This window comes from Actinoplanes awajinensis subsp. mycoplanecinus, from assembly GCF_001509495.1.
Taxonomy (GTDB): Bacteria; Actinomycetota; Actinomycetes; order Mycobacteriales; family Micromonosporaceae; genus Actinoplanes; species Actinoplanes palleronii.
Window position 1 is genome coordinate 18,357 of sequence record NZ_LLZH01000336.1, and the last position, 22,438, is coordinate 40,794.

Genomic DNA, 22,438 nt, shown 5'->3' on the forward strand with positions numbered 1-22,438 from the left:
GCGCAGTCGCCTCGGGAATGGTTCTCGGACCGTTCGTCCCGGACGTTCGTCCCCTAGCCGTGGACGAGCGGGTCCCGGACGTGACGGTCATCGTCGCGGTCTACAACACGATGCCGTATCTCACCGACTGCCTGGCGTCGGTCTTCGCGCAGACCATCGGGGCGGACCGGCTGCAGGTGATCGCGATCGACGACGGCTCCACCGACGGCGGCGGCGCCGAGCTGGACGCCTGGGCGGCCCGGTTCCCGGCCACCCTGACCGTGCTGCGCCAGCCGAACTCGGGCGGCCCGGCCGGACCGAGCAACCGCGGGCTGGAGCACGCCACCGGGCGGTACGTGTTCTTCCTCGGCGCCGACGACCGGTTCGGCCCGGAGGCGCTGGCACGCCTGGTCGCCGCGGCCGACGAGACGCAGGCCGACGTGGTGCTCGGCCGGATGGTCGGCGGCGGCGGCCGGCGGGTCGACCAGTCGGTGTTCGCCGGCGGCGACCGCGACGACCTCACCCTGGCCGGCTCGCCGCTGGCCTGGGCGCTCTCCAACACCAAGCTGTTCCGCCGCGCGCTGCTCGAGGAGCACCGGATCCGGTTCCCGGAGGAGATGACCTCCTGCTCGGACCAGCCGTTCACGATCCGGGCGGTGCTCGCCGCCCGGCGGGTCGCGGTCCGCACCGGGTACGACTTCTACCACGCGATCCGCCGCACCGACTCCAGCAACATCACCTTCCGGACGCCGGTGACCCGGCTGCTGCACGACACCGAGCGGCTGATGGCGCTGGCCGCCGGCCTGGTCACCGACCCGCAGGCCCGGCACAACGTGCTGGTCCGGCACTTCTCCTGGGAGGTCGGCAAGCTGCTCGGCGAGCGGTTCCTGGCCGCCGCGCCGGACGAGCGGCTGGCCGTCCAGCAGGGTGTCGGGCGGCTGGCCGGGGCGTACCTCACCGAGGCGGTCCGGCGGGCGCTGCCGGTCCGGCACCGGGCGGCGATCGGGGTGGCCGAGCGCGGCACCCCGGACGACCTGCTCGCGCTGGCCCGGCACTACGCCGAGCACCGGCTGAGCCCGGCGGTGGCCGACCGGGACCGTTACTACGTGGCCTTCCCCGGCTTCCGGGCCGCGGGCCGTGACTTCCCGGACGCGTGGTTCGACGTCACCGCCGAGGCCGTCAAAATCGATCAGCAGGACGGCCCGGCGTCGGTCCGGTGGGGCCGGGACGCGGCCGGGCGGGCCGCGCTGCTGCTGAGCTGGCCCACCCGGATCCCGTCGCAGCAGGGCGAGACCGCGCCGGTGGTCCGGGTCCGGCGCGGGCCGAGCGTGCCGGTCGCGCTGGACCGGGCGGCGGCGGCCGCCGCGATCCCGGTCGACGACCTGGTGCGCGGCGAGTCGCACCGCCGGTTCCGGGACATCACGTTCGCCCGCCGCGCCGGCGGCCACTCGGCGCGCTACCCGGTGACCGCGGCGGACGTGTCCGGTGCCGGCCGGCGGCTGCACCGGATCGGCGCGAGCCTCTACCTGGTCAACGCGGCCCGCGGCGCGGACGGCCAGGTCGGCGTCGAGGTCCGGCCGATCACGGTGCGCCGGATCGCCGCGCGGCTGCGCCGGACGCTCAGCGGCCGCTGACCGGGTCCGGGTCGCCCAGGATCAGCTCGTCGTACTGCCCGGCGGTCACCGACCAGTCCCAGGCGGCGAGCGCGTGCGCGGCGGCGGCCGCCCCGGCCGCCCGCCAGATCGGCTCGGTCGCGGTCTCCGCCAGGATCCGCCGGACCGCCGCGTCCGGGTCGTCCACCACCCAGCCGGCCGGGAAGATGCTGCCCGCGCCGGCCCGCTGACCGGCGAAGAACGGCCAGTTCCGGACGACCGGCACGGCACCGCTGGCGGCGCCCTCGACCAGGCCGAGGTGGAAGCTCTCCCGGACCGAGCTGCTCAGGATGACGCCGACGCCGGCCAGCGCGCCCGGCACGTCGTCGGTCTGCCCGGCCCGGTGCAGCGCCCCGCGGCCCTCCAGGTCGGCGACGTCGGCGGCGTACCGCTGGTGGTAGGCGGCCGCGACCGGGTTCGGCCCGGCGTCCAGCTCCTTGCCGATCAGCACCAGGTGGTACCGCTCGTCGTGCCGGCGCAGCTCGCGCAGCACCCGGAAGGCCCAGCGCGGGTCCTTGGCGATCGCGCTCACCCCGACCAGGCCGAGCGCGAACCGGGCGTCCGGCGGTTTCGGCAGCCGGTAGCGGTCCAGCCGGACCGCGTTGGTGACCACCGGGGTGCGCGGCGCGCCGGGCTGCCGCAGCCGGGGGACCACCGCGGTGGCGAACTCGCGCAGCGGCTCGGAGACGAACACCAGGTCGTCGATCCGGGACAGGTCCAGCAGGTGCGGGAAGACGGTGAACGCCTCGTAGCTGTGCAGCCGGACGATCACCCGGGCGGTGCCGGGGTCGAGGGTGGCCAGCATCGCGGCGTGGCCCAGGCACCAGTCCACCACGACCGTGTCGGCCCAGGCCAGGTCCGCGGCGAACACGTCGCGCAGCGCGTCGCCGTAGTCCGAGGCGCCGCCGAGCTGGTGCCGGATCAGCCGGCCGGTCTGCTTGGTGAGCAGCGCGGCGCCGTCGTCCGCGGTGAGCTCCAGGTGCCGGACCTCGACGTCCGGGCGGGCCCGGTAGCGGGCCATGATCTCGGTGAGGAAGTAGACGTTGGTGTGTGTCAGGAAGAGCAGCCGCCGGGGCCGTCCGGGCGGCGGGGCCGCCGCCGGGACGCGGCGCCCGCGCGGCGCCGCCAGGGCCCGTCCGGTCGCGCTGGTGTGCAGGCCGGCGAGATATCCGTACGGATCCCGCGCGCTCGGCGACCCCAGCGAGTCGAAGTGCACCGCCCGGTTGAACAGCAGCGGGATCACCTTGGCGAAGCGCCGGGTGGTCTCGGCCAGGTCGTCCCGGGCCAGCGCCGCGTCGGCCAGGGCGAGCTGTGCCGCGGCCGCCTCGCGCAGGAACACCGGGATCCGCCCGGCGGCGAACTCGGCGTGTGCCGCGGCCTCCAGGTGGTCGGCGCCGGCCCCGGTGTCCCGGGTGTGCCGCGCGGCGACCGCCCGGACCGCGCCCGCCTCGGCCGGCAGGCTCAGCTCCAGCAGCCGCCCGGCGACCCGTTCGGCCCAGCGGATCCGGCGCTCGTCACCCAGCAGCGGGGCGCCGAGCAGCAGCCGCCAGGCGCGGCGTCCGCGGGGATCGCGCAGCACCCGCCGGCCGGAGCCCTTGCGGGCCACCCGCTCCAGCAGCCGCCCGGCCCGCTCGCCGAGCGCCTCGGCGGCCACCGCCGGCGACGGGCCGGCCCGCAGCACCCGCCGCAGCCGGTGCCGGCCCGGTGCGGCGGCCCGCTCGGCGACCGCCCGCAGCGCCGGGGTCAGCCCGTTCACCGCGTGCGCGGCCCGGTTGCGCCGGGCGAACTGCCACACCGTGTGCACCGCGTGCGGGTCCAGCGCGACCAGCACGTCGGCCGTGCGGGCCAGCGCGCCCAGGGCCGGGTCGTGCCGGGCGCGCAGCCAGAGCTTGCGGCCCTTCACCGCGCCGGCGTGCTCCCGCTTGTCCGGTCCGGGCAGCTTCGCGGCGGTCCGGACGCCGTGCACCGCGGCCGTGCCGTCCGCCAGGGTGACCTTCCCGGCCGCCGCGCCGGTCGCCAGGGTGACCCGGGCGCCGGCCGCCGCCAGCTGGCGCAGCGCGTCGGCGAGCACACCCGGCCGGCCGGGGACGCCGGTGCTGACGATCAGGACCCGGGTCACGTGACGGCGCCGGTGACGCGCCGGATCGCCGGGTCGAGCTGGGCGGCCCGGGCGAACCGGGTGGCACCCGCCCGGGTCGCGGCGCGCTGCTCCGGGGTGGCGGTCACGGCCAGCCGCGCGGCGGTCCGGAACGACGTGGCCAGCCGGTCGGCGTCCGCGCCGACCGCGCCGGTCCACAGCGGGCTGCCGGCCAGCACGTCCGAGGCGTCGTGCTCGACCTCGTGCGCGGAGACCACCGGCAGGCCGCTGGCGTACGCCTCGTAGACCTTCCCGGAGGTCATGTACCGCCCGCCGGTGACGATGAAGACCAGCGCGTCCCAGCCGCCGTAGACCGCGGCCACCCCGGCCTTCGGCACCGGCCCGCCGAAGCGCACACCGTCGCCCGCGGCGGCCCGCAGCATCTCCGCGTACGCGTTGTCCTCCCGCGCCGCGCCGGCCCCGATGTGCCCGCGCAGCTCGAAGGTGGCGTTGCCGAGCAGCGGGTCGGCGGCCCGCGCCGTACGCCACCCGGCCAGCACCGCGGCCAGCAACGGCACCGGGAACGTGATCGTGCCCAGGTAGCCGAACCGGAGCCCGGCCACCGGGTCCGGGGTGCGCGCGCCGGCCGGCACGCTGTCGTCGTCGTAGCCGTTGCGGACCACGTGCACCCGGCCGGCGATCGCCGGGTGGCGCTCCCGGTAGTGCCGCGCGATCGGGTCGTTCACCGTCCACACCTCCAGCGCCGCGCCGAGCACCCGGCTCTCCCAGCGGCCGGCGATCGAGCCGGGCGGGAACGCCTCCACGCCGTTGACCACGTCGATCGACCAGCCGTCCCGGAAGTCCACCACGTACGGCACCCGGTGCTTCTCCCAGAGCGCCCAGGTCGGCGCGAGGGTCACGTACGGCGCGCACGTGGTGACCAGCAAATCGGCCGGGTCCGACGAGTGCAGCCGGAGCACCGCCTCGGTCAGCGCCGGCGCCCAGCCGCCGAACGACGGCTCGGGGAACGTGGTCAGGTGCTCGTGCCGGGCCCGGGTCGCCCAGGCGGCCGGGTCCAGCGACCGGGCCCGGGAGAAATGCCGGACCTCGGTGTCCAGCTCGGCGCGCTCCAACGGCACCTCGACGATCCGGATCGCCGGGTGCACGCCGGCCGACAGGCTGTGGTCGAGGCCGAACTCGCGTTCCCAGGACTCCCGGCGGATGGTCAGCACGGTGACGTCCCAGCCCTGTGCGTACAGCCGGTTGGCGGTCTCGCGCATCCGGTACGCCGAGCTCTTCGCGGCCGGCGGGAAGCCGATCGCCAGGTAGACGGCGTGCGGGCGGCCCCGGTCCGGGCGGCGCCGGGGACCGGTCACCCGGGACCAGCGCCGGCCGATCGAGCGGTGCGGACGTGTCATGTCGTATTTGGCCCTCAGGAGTGTCAGCCGCGGCCTGTTGCCCGGAGAGTGCCCAATTGGGCGGTTACCTTGGCAACGCAGCATACGTTTTGCGGGCCTCCCGCAGCCCCGTTTCGGGATCACCCCGGCGGAGGTTTTTCCAGGAAGAGGGCGTCATGGTTTCGGACGAGGCCGCGCCGGCCGGGCGGCGGATCGTGATGCTTGTCGACAACGGCGTCAACGGCGACTCGCGGGTGCAGAAGCAGGCCCGGTCGGCGGCCGAGGCCGGTTTCGACGTGACGCTGCTGGGCCGTTCGCCGGACGGCAAGGAGCACACCTGGACGCTCGGCCCGGCCCGGGTCCAGCTGCTCCCGATGCCCACGCCGCTGCACAAACGGCCGCACGAGTTCCGCCGGCACTGGGTGGTGGCGCCGCTGGCGTACCCGCCGACCGGGGTGGGCGCCCAGCGCCACCAGGCGATCAAGGCGTGGAAGGCCGACCTCCAGGTCCGCCGGGCGATGGGCGCGCAGGGCGTGGACGCCGCGCTGCTGCGCGCCGAGTCGCTGGCCGCCCGGGCCACCGGCCGGTGGGTGTCGCTGCGCCGGGCACAGGGCGTCCGGTCGCGGGCCGCGCGCAAGCGCCTGGACACCCCGGTGGACCGGTTCTACACCTGGTTCTGGCAGGCCAGCCTCGGTGACCGGTCGTGGCGGCGGATCGAGCCGGGGCTGTGGGACTGGGAGCTGGCGTACGGCAAGGTGATCGACCGGCTGGAGCCGGAGCTGATCCACGCCAACGACTTCCGGATGCTCGGTGTCGGCGCCCGCGCCAAGATCCGGGCGCAGTCCCGGGGCCGGAGCGTCAAGCTGGTCTGGGACGCGCACGAGTTCCTGCCCGGGGTGCGCCCGTGGACCGACCACGCCCGCTGGCGGCTCGGCCACATGGCACACGAGCGGGAGTACGCGCCGTACGCCGACGCGGTCACCACGGTCTCCGACGACCTGGCCGGCCTGCTCCAGCAGGCGCACCGGCTGCCGGAGCGACCGCGGGTGATGCTGAACGCGCCGGCCGTCGACCCCGAGCACGGCACCGGGGACGGCCCGGTGCCGGGCGCGGACCTGCGCGCGACGTGCGAGATCGGCCCGGAGACCCCGCTGGTGGTCTACAGCGGCGCGGCCGCACCGCAGCGCGGGCTGGACGTCATGGTCGACGCGCTGCCGCGGCAGCCCGGCGTGCACGTCGCGCTGGTCACCAACAACCACCACGGCGCGTACATGACCGGGCTGATGGCCAGGGCCGAGCAGCTCGGCGTCCGGGACCGGGTGCACCTGCTCGCCTACGTGCCGCACTGGCAGGTGGTGCCGATGCTGTCCGGCGCGGACGCCGGGGTGATCCCGATCCACCACTGGCCGAACCACGAGATCGCGCTGATCACCAAGTTCTTCGAGTACTCGCACGCCCGGCTGCCGCTGGTGGTCAGCGACGTCCGGACGATGGCCGCGACGGTGCGCGAGACCGGTCAGGGCGAGGTGTTCACCGCCGAGGACCTGGACGACTACGTCCGGGCGGTGACCCGGGTGCTGGCCGACCCGGCGCGCTACCGGGCCGCCTACGACAAACCCGGCCGGCTCGACACCTGGACCTGGGACGCCCAGGCCGAGGTGCTCGTCGACGTGTACCGGGGCCTGCTGGAGAGGAACGCGAAGTGAAGATCTGTGTCGTCGGCCTGGGGAAGATCGGGCTGCCGCTCGCCGTCCAGTTCGCCGCGAAGGGACACACCGTGCTCGGCGCGGACGTCGCCGAGCCGACCGTGCGGACCGTGAACGAGGGCCAGGTGCCGTTCCCCGGCGAGGCCGACCTGGACGTCAAGCTGAAGGAGGCGGTCAGCGCCGGGCTGCTCACCGCGACCACCGGCACCGCGGCCGCGGTGGCCGCGTCCGAGGTGGTCGTGGTGGTGGTGCCGCTGTTCGTGGACGGCGACGGCGTGCCGGACTTCGGCTGGATGGAGTCGGCGACCCGGGACATCGCCCGCGGGCTGCGCCCCGGCACGCTGGTCAGCTACGAGACCACGCTGCCGGTCGGCACCACCCGGGACCGCTGGGCGCCGCTGCTGCGGGACGGTTCCGGGCTGGTCGCCGGCGAGGACTTCGACCTGGTCTTCAGCCCGGAACGGGTGCTCACCGGCCGGGTCTTCGCCGACCTGCGCAAATATCCGAAGCTGGTGGGCGGGGTGACCGCCGCCTCGGCCGCCCGGGGGGTCGCCTTCTACCAGGCGGTGCTGGACTTCGACGAGCGCGCCGACCTGGCCCGGCCCAACGGGGTGTGGGACCTGGGCAGCGCCGAGGCCGCCGAGCTGGCGAAGCTGGCCGAGACCACGTACCGGGACGTCAACATCGGGCTGGCCAACCAGTTCGCCCGGTACGCCGACACGCTCGGCATCGACGTGGACGTGGTGATCGACGCCTGCAACACCCAGCCGTACAGCCACATCCACCGGCCGGGCATCGCGGTCGGCGGGCACTGCATCCCGGTCTACCCGCGGCTCTACCTGTGGAACGACCCGGACGCCACGGTGGTCCGCTCGGCCCGGGAGGCGAACGCGGCGATGCCGGCGTACGCGGTCGACCTGCTCGCCGCGGCGCTCGGTGACCTGACCGGGCGGGTGGTGCTGGTGCTCGGCGCGGCGTACCGGGGCGGGGTGAAGGAGACCGCGTTCTCCGGGGTCTTCCCGGTGGTGGCCGAGCTGCGCCGGCGCGGTGCCGTGCCGTACGTGAGTGATCCGATGTTCAGCGACGCCGAGCTGACCGCACTGGGTCTGCCGGCCTGGGCCGGCGGCCCGGCCGACGCGGCGATCGTGCAGGCCGACCACGCCGAGTACCGCGGGCTCACCCCGGAGGCGCTGCCCGGCGTCCGGGTGCTGGTGGACGGGCGGCGGGTCACCGACCCGGCGCGGCTGCCCGGCATCCGCCGCCTGGTGATCGGCGGCTGACCGCCGCTATATCAGATCAAGCTCCACCGCAGCACAAAAATTGAATGAAGCTCCCCCGAAGGGGTCCTGCAACGCGGTTGCCTGTGGATGAGATGATCCCGGTGTGACCGGTGCGGGGATCCTTGTACCACCCGGTCTCGACGTCATGCCCGCGACGCGCTGAAAGCTCGCGGGAAACCGTAGACCCGCTGGTCTGTCGCCCCTCGTCCGTCCCGGTCGAGGCGTGGCCGTCCGTGACCGGGACCCCGCCGTGGTCGGGGGAGAGGACGACAGAGGTGCTGCGCCCCATGGTTGTCGCGCGGAAGGTTGTTCCGCAGCCGGTGCGCCGCTGGCTGGCCCGGGCACTTCCGGAGGCCGCACGTAACAAGATCTCACCACCCGCGCCGGCCCTGCCCCGCCCGATCGACCTGGCCCGGGTGGATCCGGCGGCGACCCCGCTCTCGGTCCGCGCGGCGAACCTCGATCGGGTGGCCGACGCGCTGGACGCCGCCGGCGTGCCCTGGTTCCGGGTGCCCGCCAACCGGTTCGAGCGGACCGTGGTGGCCGTCGCCGAGTCGTTCCGGCCGCAGGCCGAGCGGGTGCTCGCCGGGCTGGCCGGCTCCGGCGCGGAGCTGCGCCCGGTGCTGCCGGAGCGCCGCTGGACGGTGACCGCGATGCTGCCGGGCGCCGCGATGCCGCCGCCGCGCCCGGGCAAGGGCGCGAAGGGGCCGACCGGCCGCGCGGTCAACGCGCCGGACCGGCCGGTCAAGCCGAAAGCGAAGATCGAGAGCGTCGAGGGCCCGGACGAGGAGCTGGCGCCGGAACCGGTGGCGACCGCGGTCTACTGGCCGGTCACCGACCCGGCGCGGACGCTGCTGCTGGGCCGCCAGCACGCCTGCGAGGTCGAGTTCTGGGCGGAGCTGCCGGACCGCCTGGTCAGCCCGCGGTACAACCGGTCCACCGAGGTGGTGCCGGCCGGCGACCCGGTCGTCGAGGCGGACGAGAGCGTCTTCAGCGACTTCCGGGAGGCCGCCGGCGAGCCGGGCCGGCGGTATCCGACCCGGCAGGCGTTCCTGACGCCGCCGATCGACCACGTCGACTTCCCGATCGACGTCGTCTACACCTGGGTCGACGGCGGTGACCCGGCCTGGCTGGCCCGCAAGAACGCGGTGATGGCCGACAACGGCTGGGCCGGCGGCAACGACCAGGCGGCCAACCTGGCCCGCTTCATCTCCCGCGACGAGCTGCGCTTCTCGCTGCGCTCGCTGCACATGTACGCGCCCTGGGTCCGGCGGATCTTCCTGGTCACCGACGACCAGGTGCCGGCGTGGCTGAACACCGAGCACCCCAAGGTCACCGTGCTCAGCCATAAGGAGATCTTCGGGACCGCGGGCCGGCTGCCGACGTTCAACTCGATGGCGATCGAGACCCGGCTGCACCACATCGAGGGGCTCTCCGAGCACTTCATCTACATGAACGACGACGTGTTCCTGGGCCAGCCGCTGCAGCCCGGGTTCTTCTTCACGGCGAGCGGGCAGACCCGGTTCTTCCTGTCCACGTACCGGGTGGACGGCGGGGAGCCGCTGCCGGACGAGCCGCCGGTGATGGCGGCCGGCAAGAACAACCGGGCGATCATCGAGCGGGAGTTCGGCCGGCGCACCGCGTACAAGATGAAGCACACGCCGCACGCCGCGCGCCGCAGCGTGCTCGCCGAGATCGAGGAGCGGTACCCGGAGGCGCTCGCCGCCACCGCCGCGCACCAGTTCCGGCACCCGGACGACGTCGCGGTGCTCTCCTCGCTGCAGCAGCACTGGTCGTACCTGACCGGGCGCGCGGTGATCGGCGAGATCAAGTTCATGTACCGCGATCTCGCGCAGCCGCACACCGACGAGCACTTCGACATGACGCTGAAGAAGCGGCCATATCAGGTGTTCTGCCTCAACGACACGGTGGAGAGCGAAGTCTCACCCGAGGAGCAGGCAAAACTGCTGGCGCGCTTCCTGAGCGCGTATTATCCGTTCCGGTCTCCGTTCGAGCTGCCGTGACGGTGCGCATCTTCCCGTGAGGCAAGACCCATCAACCCCCACCCTGTCGCATCGGGTACAAGGAGTTTCGTTGTTCAAGGTTTCGATCATCCTGGCGTGCTACAACGTCGATGCCTTCATCGAGGACGCGTTCGAGTCCATCGTGCGGCAGTCCGCGTTCGCTCAGTTCGAGGTGATCCCGGTCAACGACGGCTCCCCGGACCGGACCTGGGAGATCATCCAGGAGTACCAGAAGCGGTACCCGGACAATTTCTTCCCGATCAGCTTCGACCAGGGCTCGGGCGGGCCGGGCCGGCCGCGCAACGCCGGGCTGGAGCGCGCCACCGGCGAGTACGTCATCTTCATGGATCCGGACGACCGGATCTACAAGGACGGCTACAGCACGCTTCTCAAGGCCATGGAGAAGCACCAGAGCGACGTCGTGATCGCCACCCGGTACGGCGTCAAGGAGAAGGCCGACGGCAAGAACCCGGTCTGGGTCGACTGGATGGCCGACCCGCCGTACGTCAACCAGAACTCCTACGAGGTGAAGCTGGACCTGCTCTCGCAGCGCCCGGTCATCCTCAAGACGATCTACCGGCGTGACCTGATCGACCGGTACGGGCTGCGCTTCCTGGAGAGCGTCAGCAGCAGCGAGGACGAGATCTTCGACAAGAAGTACCTGCTGCTCTCCGAGAAGATCACCAAGATCAACGACGTGGTGTACCTGTACACCGTCGCGCGCACCGGCAGCATCACCAGCAAGATCCGGATCAAGGTCTACGAGGACCTGGTCCCGATCTTCAAGGGTCTCGACGACTCGCTCTCGGTGTACTTCAACGACGCCATCGTGTCCTACCGCGTCGCCGCCCTGCTGCGCACGTTCTACCTGCCCAAGCTGCTGCTGCTCGACCCGGGCCTGACCGACCGGGCGCTGGAGCTGTGCCGGGACGCCTGCGAGGCGTTCGGCTTCGACCGGCTGCTGCAGACCGCGAACGCCACCGACAAGCGGATCATCGAGCTGCTCCGCGACCGGTCCTACAGCCAGCTGATGCTCTTCTTCATGAACCACCGCACCGGCGCGGCCAACCGCCGCAACCGGGTGCAGGCGAAGAAGCTCAAGGAGATGGAGCGCCGCCCGGTCAAGCTGGCCCTCAAGGCCTCCAGCCTGGTCGGCCTGAGCCGCAAGGCGGTCAAGGAGAAGGGCGGTCTCGGCAAGCTCTGGACCACCCGGATCCGGAAGAACCTGGCCGGCGCCCCGAACGGCTACTGGATCTTCATGGACCGCCGGGAGAAGGCCTCGGACAACGGCGAGGCGCTCTACCGCTACGTCCGGGACAACCGGATCCACGACAAGATCGCCTTCATCATCCGGCGGGACAGCCCGGACTACGCCCGGCTGGTCGCCGACGGCTTCAACGTGGTCGCGTACAACTCGCTCGAGCACTGGCGGCTGCACTACAACAGCGAGTACTTCTTCGCCTCGCACGTCGACGACGTGATCATCAAGCCGTGGGCCTCGTTCGGCGCGACCGACGGCAAGCCCCGCTACAAGCTGGTCTTCCTGCAGCACGGGATCATCCGGTCGGACCTGTCCGGCTGGCTCGGCGCGAAGACGTACCAGCTGTTCTGCGCGTCGGCGAAGCGCGAGTACGACGGCCTGATCAACAACGTCCGCTACAACGTCGGCCCGGACCAGGTGAAGCTGACCGGGCTGGCCCGGCACGACCTGCTGGAGGCCAAGGACGGCGACTACGTCCTGGTCAGCCCGACCTGGCGGTCGTTCCTGTCGGACGCCACCGAGGCGGAGTTCCGGGACTCGGAGTTCTTCCGCAGCTGGCACCGGCTGATCCACGACTCGCGGGTCAGCGAGGCGATGACCGGGGCCGGGGTGCGCCTGAAGCTGGTGCTGCACTCCAGCATCAGCCAGTTCGCGCACTGCTTCGACGAGGACGAGCACGTCGAGGTGGTCCGCTACAGCGACGTGACCAGCTTCGCCGAGCTGCTGTCGTCGGCGCGGACGCTGGTCACCGACTACTCGACGATCTCCTTCGACGTGCTCTACCTGCGCCGCCCGGTGATCTACTACACCTTCCCCGAGCTGCAGAAGCACAGCACCAACGCGGGCGCCGACCTGAGCCTCTACGGCGAGCTGGGCACCCGGGTCGAGGAGCACGAGGCCGCGGTCGCCGCGCTGGTCGCGGCCGCCGGTGACGGCTTCCGGTCCGCCGAGGACAAGGTCCGCGCCGCGGACGACTTCTTCGCGTACGGCGACCGGCAGAACCGCAAGCGCATCATCGACGCCGTGCTGGAGGGATCCGCCAAGTGAGCAAGCTGATGTTCGTCTTCGGGACGCGACCGGAGTTCATCAAGCTCTACCCGGTGATCATGGAGGCTCGCCGGCGCGAGCACGACGTGATCGTCGTCAACACCGGCCAGCACCGCGAGATGCTCGACCAGCTGCTCGACGAGATGGGCATCACCGCCGACTTCAGCCTGAAGATCATGACTCAGCAGCAGACGCTGGCCGACATCCTGGCCCGCACGCTGAGCCCGCTCGACCAGGTGGTCGCCCAGGTCCGCCCGGACCACCTGTTCGTGCACGGCGACACCTCGACCACGCTGGCCGGCAGCCTGATCGCGTTGTACCGCAACGTGCCGCTCTCCCACGTGGAGGCGGGGCTGCGCACGTTCAACAAGCACTCCCCGTTCCCGGAGGAGATGAACCGGCAGCTCACCGGCGTGCTGACCGACTACCACTTCACGCCGACCGAGGTGACCCGGGGCAACCTGGAGCGCGAGGGCAAGGACCCGTCGCGGATCTTCGTGGTCGGCAACAGCGCGATCGACATGCTGCGCTACACCGTCCGCGACGACTTCCAGCACCCGGTGCTGGACGAGGTCGGCGACCGCAAGCTGGTGCTGATCACGGTGCACCGCCGGGAGAACATCTCCGAGCTGGGCCAGATGTTCTCGGCCCTCAACGACGTCGCGGAGCGGTACGCCGCCACCCACCGGCTGGTCTACCCGATCCACATGAACCCGGTCGTGCGCGAGGCGGCGGAGAAGTACCTCACCTCGCCGGCCATCCGGGTGATCGAACCGCTCGGCACCACCGACTTCCACAACATCCTGAGCCGCTCGTACATCGTGATGACCGACAGCGGCGGCATCCAGGAGGAGGCGCCCAGCCTCGGCAAGCCGGTGCTGGTGCTGCGGGACACCACCGAGCGCCCGGAGGGTGTCGAGGCCGGCACGCTGCGCCTGGTCGGCACGGGCCGGGAGGCGATCGTCCGCGAGGCGGTGCGCCTGCTCGACGACCCGGCCGAATACCAGCGGATGGCCACGATCGCCAACCCGTACGGTGACGGCACGACCTCGCAGCAGATCATGGACGTGATGGACAAGGTGGTAGCGGACGCCGGATGAGCGGTCTGCTCACCGTCGTGACGCCGGTGTGGCGGGTCCAGGGATACCTCACGGAATGCCTGGACTCGGTGCTGTGCCACCAGCACGACGCCGCGGTGCAGCTGGTGGCGGTCGACGACGCGTCACCGGACCACTGCGGCGCCCTGCTCGACGAGCGGGCGGCCGCCGACCCACGGGTCGTCGTGGTGCGCCTGGACCGCACCCGGGGCCCGGGCGAGGCCCGCAACGCCGGGCTGGAGCGGGCCACCGGTGACTACGTGTGGTTCGTCGACGGCGACGACTGGATCGTGCCCGGCGCGCTCGCGGTGATCGAGGCGCGGCTGCGCTCCGAGAAGCCCGACGTGCTGGTCACCGGGGTGGCCCGGGAGCGCTGGAACCGCCAGGTGAGCCGGTGGACCACGCCGGACCGCGTCGCTCTCGGCCCGGCCGCGCTGACCGCGCCGCCGCCCCCGCTGGGCGGACTGATCGTACGACGGCAGCTCCTGCACGACGCCGGCCTGCGGTTCCGTCCCGGCGCGTACGAGGACCTCGTCTTCGCCTACGAGGTCCTGCTCACCGCGACCACGGTGGCCACCGTCGAGCCGGCCTGCTACGTGGCCCGCCCGGACCGGCCCGGCGCCCTGCGCGCCACCGGCACGGCCACGATGACCGGTGCCGTCGCCCAGTTCGGCCACCTGCTCGGCCGGCCGGAGGTCGCCGCGACCGGGCCCGAGGTGCGCCGCCGGGTGACCGCCCGGGCCGCCGACGCGCTGCTCGGCGTGCTGCATCGGGTGCCGGCCGGGTCCCGCCGGGGCATGTTCGCCGGGATCGCCGCCCTGCTGCGCGAGCACGGCCCGGACCGCCCGGAGGGCCTGCGGCTACGGCTGGTGGCCGGCAACGCGTTCACCGCCTACCGCGCGCTGCGCGCCGTGCGCCGGGTGCCGCGCCGGGTCGCCCGCCCGGTCCGCCGGTGGCGCCGGAACCTGCGCAAGGCCGCGCTGCGCGGCTACTACCAGTGGCAGCTGCGCCGGCCGATCGACGAGAACCTCGCGGTCTACGCGGCGTACTGGTACCGCGGGTACGCCTGCAACCCGGCCGCCGTCTACGAGACCGCCGCCGAGTTCGCACCCCGGGTCAGGGGCGTCTGGGTGGTCCGCGCCGGTGGCCGGGACGTGCCGGCCGGTGTGCCGACCGTCCGGCCGGGCAGCCGCGCCTACTTCCGCGCCCTGGCCCGCGCGAAATACCTGATCAACAACGCCACCTTCCCGCCGTACGTGGTGAAACGGCCGGCGCAGGTCCACGTGCAGACCCACCACGGCACCCCGCTCAAGACGATGGGCCTGGACCAGCCCCGGTTCCCGGCCTCGCTGGCCGGCTTCGACGCCGAGCGGATGCGCCGCAACCTGGCCAAGTGGGACTTCAGCATCACCGCGAACCGGCACACCACGCTGCTCTGGGACCGGCAGTTCCCGATCGGCGGCGAGACCCTGGAGACCGGCTACCCGCGCAACGACCGGCTGGCCCGGGCCACTCCCGCGGACACCGCCGCGGCCCGCGCGGAGTTCGGCGTCGCCGCGCACGAACGGGTGGTGCTCTACGCGCCCACCCACCGCGAGTGGCACCCGGTCTTCACCCCGGTGCTGGACGTGGACGCGCTGGCCGAGGCGCTCGGCCCGGACACCCGGGTGCTGCTGCGCGGGCACTACTTCTACGACTCGCTGGGCTTCCCGCCGTCGCACCCACGGGTGATCGACGTGTCCCGGCATCCGTCGATCGAGCGACTCTGCCTGGCCTCGGACGTGTTGATCACCGACTTCTCGTCGGTGATGTTCGACTACGCGGTGCTGGACCGGCCGCTGGTGATCTTCGCACCGGACTGGGACGTCTACCGGGCGGTCCGCGGAGTCTCGTTCGACCTCGCGGCCGAGCACGCCGGCACGTTCGCCCGCACCTTCGAGGAGCTGGTCGAGGCGTTCCGCAGCGGCCAGGTCCAGGGCGCCGGGGCGGCCGGCATGCGGACCCGGTTCCGGGACCGGTTCTGCGCGCTGGAGGACGGCCATGCCGGCGAACGGGTGGTCCGCCGGGTGTTCCTCGGCGAGACCGGCTGAACCACGTCGCGGTTGGGGTTGCCCTCATCCGCGCGGCTCTTTGTCGGATGCCCGATCCGGTGAACTCTTCCGGCAACTCCGGTCCTCAACTCCGACAGGGCGCGCCGTCACGCCGACCGGCGCCGGATGCGGGTGATGACCTGGAAACGGTCACTTCGGATGATCGCGGTACTACCGATGGTTCCCGGACGCCACCCGGGCCCGGCGTGCCGCGGCCGGGCGGACGACCGGCTGCTGGCGGTCGAGCGCTGAGCCGTTATGTTTTCTTCATGACCTCCATTCCGCTCGCCGAGGAACTTCTCCTTCTCGCGTACGACGATCAGACCGGCAAAGCGACCGGCTCCCGGATCGGGCTGGATCTCGGCATGGCCGCAGCCGTGCTGATCGATCTGGCGCTGGTGGGCCGGGTCGCCTACGTCGACGGCTACCTGCAGGTCAAGGACACGACGCCGGTCGGTGACACGATCGCCGACGCGGTCCTGACCAAGCTGGCCGGCGACCCGCCGCACACACCCGCCCAGTGGCTGCAGCGCCTGCGCCACCGGCTGCGCACCCGGGTCCTGGAGGACCTGTGCGCCCGGGGGGTGGTGAAGGACGTGGACGAGACCCAGCTCGAGTTCATCCACGTGCACCGCTACCCGACCGCCGACCAGTCCTACGAGGTGGAGATCCGCAACCGCCTGACCGAGGCGCTCACCACCGACAAGGTGCCGGACGAGCGCACCGCGGCGCTGTGCACCCTGCTCAGCGCGGCCCGGATGGAACCGGCGCTGAAGCTCCCCGCCGACCAGGCCGAGCACGCCCACCGCCGTCTCGAGGCGATCTCCGCCGGGGCCGGCTTCGCCGGTGGGGCGAACATGGAGGACTCGATCGTGCGCCCCAGCGTCGCGCTGGTGGTCATCACCCTGGGCAAGGCCATCTCGGCCGCGCTCGGCGCTCCCAAAGTCGCGTGATCACGTCCCGGGTGTCCGGCCGGACACCCGGGAAACGAGGAATCACACGCCGAGCACCGCCGCGATCTCCGCGCGCAGGGTGGCCAGCCCGGCGGAGGCCCGGCTCCGGGCCGCCGCCACGTCACCGCCGGCGACCGGTTCCACCACTTCGAGGTACGCCTTGAGCTTCGGCTCGGTGCCCGACGGGCGGATCACCACCCGGGTGCTCGGAGTCCGGAACGTCAGCACGTCGTTCTCCGGGAGCCGATCGGTGACCTCGGTGACCGGCGCGCCGCGCAGCGTGGCCGCCGGGTTGCTCCGGGCCCGCCCCATCGCCGCCCCGATCTCGGCGAGGTCGTCCACCCGTACCGAGAGCTGGTCGGTGGCGTGCACGCCGAACTCGACCGCCAGCTCGTCCAGCCGGTCGGCCAGGGTGCGCCCCTCGGTCTTCAGCCCGGCGGCGAGCTCCGCGACGGTCAGCGCGGCGGTGATGCCGTCCTTGTCGCGCACCATGGCCGGGGCGACGCAGTAGCCGAGCGCCTCCTCGTACCCGAACGCCAGGTCCTCGGCGGCCCGGACGATCCACTTGAACCCGGTCAGGGTCTCCGCGTACGGCACCCCGCGCGCCGCGCACAGCCGGCCCAGCAGCGACGACGACACGATCGTGGTGGCGTACGTCCCGGGCGTGCCGCGCCGGATCAGGTGGTCGGCGAGCAGCACCCCCAGCTCGTCACCGCGCAGCGGCCGCCAGGCCCCGTCCGGCCCGGGGACGGCCACCGCGCAGCGGTCCGCGTCCGGGTCGTTGGCGATCGCCAGGTCCGCCCCGGTCCGGCCGGCGAGCGCGACCAGGTGGTCCATCGCGCCCGGCTCCTCCGGGTTGGGGAACGCCACGGTCGGGAACTCCGGGTCCGGCTCGGCCTGGTCGGCGACCACGGCCGGCGCGGCGAACCCGGCGGCCGCGAACGCCGCGACCAGGGTGCCGCCGCCGACCCCGTGCAGCGGCGTGTACGCCACCGTGAGGTCACGTGGCCCGGCCACGTCCAGCACGGCGGCGGCGCGGTCCACGTACCCCGCAAGGATCTTGTCGTCGAGGACCGTGCCCGCGTCGCCCAGCGGAACCCCGGCGGCGCTCGCGACCCCGCGGATGGCGGCCTCGATGCCGGCGTCGGCCGGCGGCACGATCTGCGCGCCGTCCCCGGCCGGACCGCCGAGCCGCGCGCCCAGGTAGACCTTGTAGCCGTTGTCCTGCGGCGGGTTGTGGCTCGCGGTGACCATCACACCGGCCACCGCGTCCAGCGCCCGCACCGCGTACGCCAGCACCGGGGTGGGCAGCACCGCGGGCAGCAGCAGCGCCTCCCGCCCGGCGCCGGTCGCGACCCGGGCGGTCTGCTCGGCGAACTCCCGCGAGCCGTGCCGGGCGTCGTACCCGATCACCAGCGGCCCGGTGCCGCCCTGCTCGGCTAGCCAGCCCACCAGGCCGGCCGCCGCCCGGGTGACCACCGCGAGGTTCATCCCGTTCGGGCCGGCGCGCAGCCGGCCGCGCAGCCCCGCGGTGCCGAAGGTCAGCGGCCCGGCGAACCGGTCGGCCAGCTCCCCGGCGGTGGCCGGTAGCCGGTCGATCAGCTCGCGTAGCTCGGCCCGGGCCGCCGGATCCGGATCGTCCGCGAGCCAGGCCTCCGCCGCCGCCCTCACATCAATATCAACTTCTGGTGCCATTACGGATTGATAGCACAGAGCCGTCACAGGTTGAGCTGGAAGCTCTCCGTCATCGCCTCGAAATACGGCTTGCTCTGATCGAACTCGGCCGCCGGAGTGCTCAGGAAGAACGAATACATCGTGCCGTTGACCTGGGTCATCCGCCAGATGCCGTGGCGCATCGCGTCACCGGTGCCGCAGGTGTACTCGAACTGCGCGGCCGCGTGCCCGGCCACCTGGAGGTCCTCGGTGATCCCGAGCGACTTGAACGGCTTGGGGCAGTTGGCCGACTTCTTCAGCCCGTTCGGCGCGATCTCGGTGACGAACCGGGTCGGTGACGCCTTGCCGGCCTCGGCCAGCACCCGCACCTTGCGCAGCGCGTCGTCCGGGTCGATGTAGTCCACGTACGTCTTGCCCGCGGTCCGCTTCCAGCCGGCCGGCACCTTCACCGAGATGGCCTTGTTGCCCTTGTAGTCCTGGGTGTCCCCGGCGACGACCGGTGCCGGCGCGTTGGACTGCGGCGCGGCCACCGGGGTGGTCGGCGCCGCCGGGTCGTCACCGCCGGTCAGCGAGAAGATCAGGATGATCGCCAGCAGCGCGGCCACCCCGCCCCCGCCGACCGCCAGCTGCTTGTTGCGCGGCCAGCCCTGGAACGTCTGCACGGCCTTGCCGGTGGTGTCCTTGACCGCCTGGGTGGCGTTCTGCACCGCCATCCGGCGCTTGGCGGCCGGACTGGTGACCACGGTGCCCTGCCGGACCCCACCGGGCAGCCAGGCGTCCTGCGGCGGGATCACGGTGGTCGCGCCGGTCGGCTGGGGGATCTTGTGCGCGGGCAGCATGCCGGTCGGGTACCCGGCGCCCTCCGGCTCCGGGGCGCGACGGCGCCCGCCGGACGAGTTCTGCTGCTCCAGCTTGGTCAGGTGGTCGGTGAGCGACTCGCCGGAGGAGAGCATCGCCCGGCCGCCGATCTGGCCGCTGGGCTGCGGCGGGATCTGCTGCGTCGCGGCGGCCTGCGGCGGCGGCGAGACCGGCCGGGTCTGCGGGACGACCGAATACGGGTCGGTCATCATGTGCGGCGGGTTCTTGCTGGCCAGCGGGCCGGCCAGCTGCTGGCGCAGCAGGGTGCGCGCGGTCTGCACGTCCATCCGCTGCGCCGGGTTCTTCTCCAGCAGGCCCATCAGCACCGGGGTGAGCGAGCCGGCCCGCATCACCGGCGCGGGCGGGTCCTCGACCACGGCGTGCATGGTCTCGATCGGGTCGCCCTTGTCGAACGGCGGGCGGCCCTCGATCGCGGTGTAGAGCGTGACGCCGAGCGAGAACAGGTCGCTGGGCGGCCCGAACTCGTGGCCCATGGCCCGCTCGGGCGAGATGAAGTGCGGCGAGCCGAGCACCATGCCCGGCGTGGTCAGCTGCACGTCGGTGGGCATCCGGGCGACACCGAAGTCGGTGAGCACGCAGCGGCCGTCACCGCAGATCAGCACGTTGGCCGGCTTGACGTCGCGGTGCAGCACGCCGTGCGCGTGCGCGACCTCCAGGGCGCCGAGCAGCGCGATGCCGATCTTGGCGACCACCCGGGCCGAGACCGGCCCGTCCTCGATCACCATGTCGGCCAGGCTGCGGGCGTCCAGCAGCTCCATCACGATCCAGGGACGGCCGTTCTCGTGCACGACGTCGTAGACCTGGACCACGGCGGGGTGCTGCAGCGCGGCGGCCGCCCGGGCCTCGCGCATGGTCCGTTCGTACATCGAGTCGCGGTCGCTGGGCGCCAGGCCGGGCGGGAGGATGACCTCCTTGATCGCCACGTCGCGGCGCAGCAGCGTGTCAGCCGCGCGCCAGACCGTGCCCATGCCACCGTGACCCACCGCGGCACGCAGCGTGTACCGGCCGCCGATCAGGGTGCCGGGAGCCGCGCGCCCGTTGACGGAGGACGCGTCGCCGCTGCTCCACGTCGGAATCTGAGTCACTGAGGGTGCCACCGAGGGGGTCTAGGGGGCTGGTCTGACCCCGCTATCTTGCCCGCTCGCCTGCCGCAACGAAAGTCGCGGTTTCAGTGTTCACCACGAAACGACAGTGGGTAGCCAAGGTATGGCCGAGGGTGGACGTCCTCGGACGCTCCGTGTCAAATCCCGCATCACGGCCGCCGGGACGAATTACCGTTGATGGCGGGGACGTTGCGTCGCCGTGCAACCGTGGGTTCTTTGATCCGCTTCGTGCCCCGCAACGTACTCGTAGTGTGTCGCGTCACCTCCGCGATTCGTTACCCGTTGATGGAGTCAGCGGGCCGGGACGATCTCCCGCGCGCCTGCCCGAACCGTCCACAGCGCCGCACCACCGGGGCCGGCATGTTTACCCGACCGTTACACAGCGTGACCAAATTCGGACTAAGCTGTCGCGCGTCGCCCAACCCGACGAATCTCGAGAGTGATCTGGAACCCGACGTGACTACTGCTCTGACAGCGCCGCAAGGCGCCGATACGGCGTGGCCGGAGACTCAGCCCGGTGACGACGACCCGCTGGCCGGCCGGCTGGACAGATGGCTCGCGGCCCGGGGCGCCGAACTCGTAGCCATGCGTCGGCACATCCACGCCCACCCGGAGCCGTCACACTCCGAGTTCGAGACCGCCGGACTGATCTTCCGCAAGCTGACCGAGGCCGGCCTCGAACCCCGCCTGATGCCCCGCGGCAACGGCGTGATCTGCGACATCGGCGAAGGTCCCCGGGTGATCGCGTTCCGCGCCGACATGGACGCGCTGCCGCTGCAGGACCTCAAGGACGTGCCGTACCGCAGCACCGTGGAGAAGCTCACCCACGCGTGCGGGCACGACGTGCACACCACCGTCCTGCTCGGCCTCGGCCTGCTGCTGGCCCAGCTGAACGAGCAGGGCGAACTGCCCGGCCGGGTGCGGCTGCTGTTCCAGCCGGCCGAGGAGGCGATCCCGTCCGGCGCGCCCGAGGTGATCGCCGCCGGCGGCCTCAAGGACGTCGCCGCGATCTACGCCCTGCACTGCAACCCGCAGCTGCCGGCCGGCCTGGTCGGGGTCCGCTCCGGCCCGTTCACCGCGGCCGCGGACACCGTCAAGGTCGTCCTCTCCGGCCCGGGCGGCCACACCGCGCGCCCGCACCTGACCGCCGACCTGGTGCACGCGCTGGGCCGGGTGATCGTCGACGTCCCGGCCCTGCTGGACCGCCGGATCGACCCGCGGGCCGGCGTCTCGCTGGTCTGGGGCTCGGTGCACGCCGGCCAGGCGTTCAACGCCATCCCCGGCTCCGGCGAGGTCAGCGGCACGGTCCGGATCCTGAACCGGGACGCCTGGCGCGAAGCCCCCGAGATGATCACCAAGCTGATCCGCGACGTGGTCGTCGCGACCGGCGCCGAGGTCGACGTCCAGTACCGCCGCGGCGTCCCCCCGGTGATCAACGACCGGATGGCCACCGCGATCGTGGCCGGTGCGGCCGGCGCCGCCCTCGGCGCCGACCGGGTGGTCGAGGCCGAGATCAGCATGGGCGGCGAGGACTTCTCGTTCTACCTGGAACACGTGCCCGGCTCGATGTTCCGCCTCGGCACCGGCGTGCCCGGCTCCGACATCCGGCACGACCTGCACCAGGGCGACTTCGACGTCGACGAGAGCTGCATCGGATATGCCATCCGGGTGATGACGCACACCGCGCTGGCGGCGCTGTCCACCGGCTCGTTCTGAGGCTGCGTTCTCAAGATCTTTTTGTCGTGCGTCCGCCGGGGTGCAGACCGTCGCTCCCGCCGGGACCCCGGCGGGCTTCGCAGGCCGCTGGCGCGTCCTGACCGCGAAGCCCTCCGGGGCGACGCCCGCGGGTGGTCACGGAAAACCCCTGGCCGGACCCATTGCTGCCCGACCAACTCCGTCCACAGTCCAGCTCCGTCCACACCCCACCCCCACCCCCGCCCCCAAACCCACCACACTGTTCAAGGGGGAGCCCCCTGGGAGGGTGGGCTCTGCGTGGGGTCGCTGCGGGCGCTGACGACCCACGGCGCCGGCTCGTTCTGTCCAGCTGGTGCTGGGGGCCGTTATGCCGGGCTCTTAACGGCCTTCAGGGCCAGCTCTTGGTGCCCGGCTGGTGCTGGCGGCCGTCATACGGGGCTCTTAGGGCCTGTCAGGAATCAACTCGCTGGTTTGATCTCGAGTCCGGCTTTTTGGATGTATGCGGTTAGTTCGGTGAGAGTTTT

13 protein-coding genes are annotated in these 22,438 nt (G+C 72.7%); 9 read left to right on the forward strand and 4 right to left on the reverse strand.

Annotated features, from left to right (window positions below):
- Positions 1 to 17: 17 nt before the first annotated feature.
- The gene (locus ADL15_RS47255) at positions 18 to 1,613 is read left to right on the forward strand and encodes a glycosyltransferase family 2 protein (protein ID WP_067706852.1); all 1,596 of its coding nucleotides are present in this window, start codon (positions 18 to 20) and stop codon (positions 1,611 to 1,613) included.
- Here the strand turns inward: ADL15_RS47255 and ADL15_RS47260 are convergent.
- Positions 1,600 to 3,750, reverse strand: a complete 2,151-nt coding sequence (locus ADL15_RS47260) for a glycosyltransferase family protein (protein WP_067706854.1) — start codon at positions 3,748 to 3,750, stop codon at positions 1,600 to 1,602. The two genes, ADL15_RS47255 and ADL15_RS47260, sit on opposite strands and share 14 nt — an antisense overlap.
- Complete coding sequence (locus ADL15_RS47265; RefSeq protein ID WP_198171318.1) at positions 3,747 to 5,126, reverse strand: glycosyltransferase family protein; 1,380 nt, start codon at positions 5,124 to 5,126, stop codon at positions 3,747 to 3,749. The genes ADL15_RS47260 and ADL15_RS47265 overlap by 4 nt, the downstream gene beginning before the upstream one ends.
- A gap of 197 nt (positions 5,127 to 5,323) precedes the next feature.
- Here ADL15_RS47265 and ADL15_RS47270 point away from each other — a divergent pair, with 197 nt between their 5' ends.
- From ADL15_RS47270 to ADL15_RS47300, 7 genes are all read left to right on the forward strand, one after another.
- Complete coding sequence (locus ADL15_RS47270) at positions 5,324 to 6,811, forward strand: glycosyltransferase family 4 protein (protein WP_083972597.1); 1,488 nt, start codon at positions 5,324 to 5,326, stop codon at positions 6,809 to 6,811.
- Positions 6,808 to 8,091: a nucleotide sugar dehydrogenase gene (locus ADL15_RS47275; RefSeq protein ID WP_067706859.1), complete on the forward strand. Its 1,284-nt coding sequence runs from the start codon at positions 6,808 to 6,810 to the stop codon at positions 8,089 to 8,091. The genes ADL15_RS47270 and ADL15_RS47275 overlap by 4 nt, the downstream gene beginning before the upstream one ends.
- A gap of 287 nt (positions 8,092 to 8,378) precedes the next feature.
- Positions 8,379 to 10,115 carry a stealth conserved region 3 domain-containing protein gene (locus ADL15_RS47280; RefSeq protein WP_232345035.1) on the forward strand — a complete coding sequence of 579 codons (1,737 nt, stop codon included), beginning with the start codon at positions 8,379 to 8,381 and terminating at the stop codon, positions 10,113 to 10,115.
- A 70-nt stretch (positions 10,116 to 10,185) separates the two neighbouring features.
- A complete protein-coding gene (locus ADL15_RS47285) occupies positions 10,186 to 12,423 on the forward strand; it encodes a bifunctional glycosyltransferase/CDP-glycerol:glycerophosphate glycerophosphotransferase (protein ID WP_067706864.1) in 2,238 nt (745 codons plus the stop codon).
- On the forward strand, positions 12,420 to 13,523 hold the full coding sequence (gene wecB, locus ADL15_RS47290; protein WP_067706866.1) for a non-hydrolyzing UDP-N-acetylglucosamine 2-epimerase: 1,104 nt from the start codon (positions 12,420 to 12,422) through the stop codon (positions 13,521 to 13,523). Before ADL15_RS47285 ends, wecB begins: the two co-directional genes overlap by 4 nt.
- Entirely contained in the window at positions 13,520 to 15,610 is a 2,091-nt protein-coding gene (locus ADL15_RS56745; protein ID WP_067706869.1) for a bifunctional glycosyltransferase/CDP-glycerol:glycerophosphate glycerophosphotransferase, read from the forward strand. The genes wecB and ADL15_RS56745 overlap by 4 nt, the downstream gene beginning before the upstream one ends.
- Before the next feature lie 269 nt (positions 15,611 to 15,879).
- On the forward strand, positions 15,880 to 16,563 hold the full coding sequence (locus ADL15_RS47300) for a GOLPH3/VPS74 family protein (RefSeq protein WP_067706871.1): 684 nt from the start codon (positions 15,880 to 15,882) through the stop codon (positions 16,561 to 16,563).
- A 42-nt stretch (positions 16,564 to 16,605) separates the two neighbouring features.
- Here the strand turns inward: ADL15_RS47300 and ADL15_RS47305 are convergent, their stop codons facing one another.
- Positions 16,606 to 18,258: a phospho-sugar mutase gene (locus ADL15_RS47305; RefSeq protein ID WP_067706874.1), complete on the reverse strand. Its 1,653-nt coding sequence runs from the start codon at positions 18,256 to 18,258 to the stop codon at positions 16,606 to 16,608.
- 23 nt (positions 18,259 to 18,281) lie between these two features.
- Positions 18,282 to 20,201 (reverse strand): serine/threonine-protein kinase, encoded by a 1,920-nt coding sequence (locus tag ADL15_RS47310; RefSeq protein WP_067706877.1) that lies wholly within the window; start codon positions 20,199 to 20,201, stop codon positions 18,282 to 18,284.
- Positions 20,202 to 20,675: 474 nt separating this feature from the next.
- Between ADL15_RS47310 and ADL15_RS47315 the strand changes: the two genes are divergently transcribed.
- Positions 20,676 to 21,935 carry an amidohydrolase gene (locus tag ADL15_RS47315; RefSeq protein WP_067706879.1) on the forward strand — a complete coding sequence of 420 codons (1,260 nt, stop codon included), beginning with the start codon at positions 20,676 to 20,678 and terminating at the stop codon, positions 21,933 to 21,935.
- Positions 21,936 to 22,438 lie beyond the last annotated feature (503 nt).

What these genes read in the sequence shown, in the direction of transcription:
- ADL15_RS47255 (WP_067706852.1), top strand. Translation starts at nt 18, where the DNA reads ATGGTTCTCGGACCGTTCGTCCCGGACGTTCGTCCCCTAGCCGTGGAC.
- ADL15_RS47265 (WP_198171318.1), bottom strand. Translation starts at nt 5,126, where the DNA reads ATGACACGTCCGCACCGCTCGATCGGCCGGCGCTGGTCCCGGGTGACC.
- ADL15_RS47270 (WP_083972597.1), top strand. Translation starts at nt 5,324, where the DNA reads ATGCTTGTCGACAACGGCGTCAACGGCGACTCGCGGGTGCAGAAGCAG.
- ADL15_RS47280 (WP_232345035.1), top strand. Translation starts at nt 8,379, where the DNA reads ATGGTTGTCGCGCGGAAGGTTGTTCCGCAGCCGGTGCGCCGCTGGCTG.
- ADL15_RS56745 (WP_067706869.1), top strand. Translation starts at nt 13,520, where the DNA reads ATGAGCGGTCTGCTCACCGTCGTGACGCCGGTGTGGCGGGTCCAGGGA.
- ADL15_RS47300 (WP_067706871.1), top strand. Translation starts at nt 15,880, where the DNA reads ATGACCTCCATTCCGCTCGCCGAGGAACTTCTCCTTCTCGCGTACGAC.
- ADL15_RS47305 (WP_067706874.1), bottom strand. Translation starts at nt 18,258, where the DNA reads ATGGCACCAGAAGTTGATATTGATGTGAGGGCGGCGGCGGAGGCCTGG.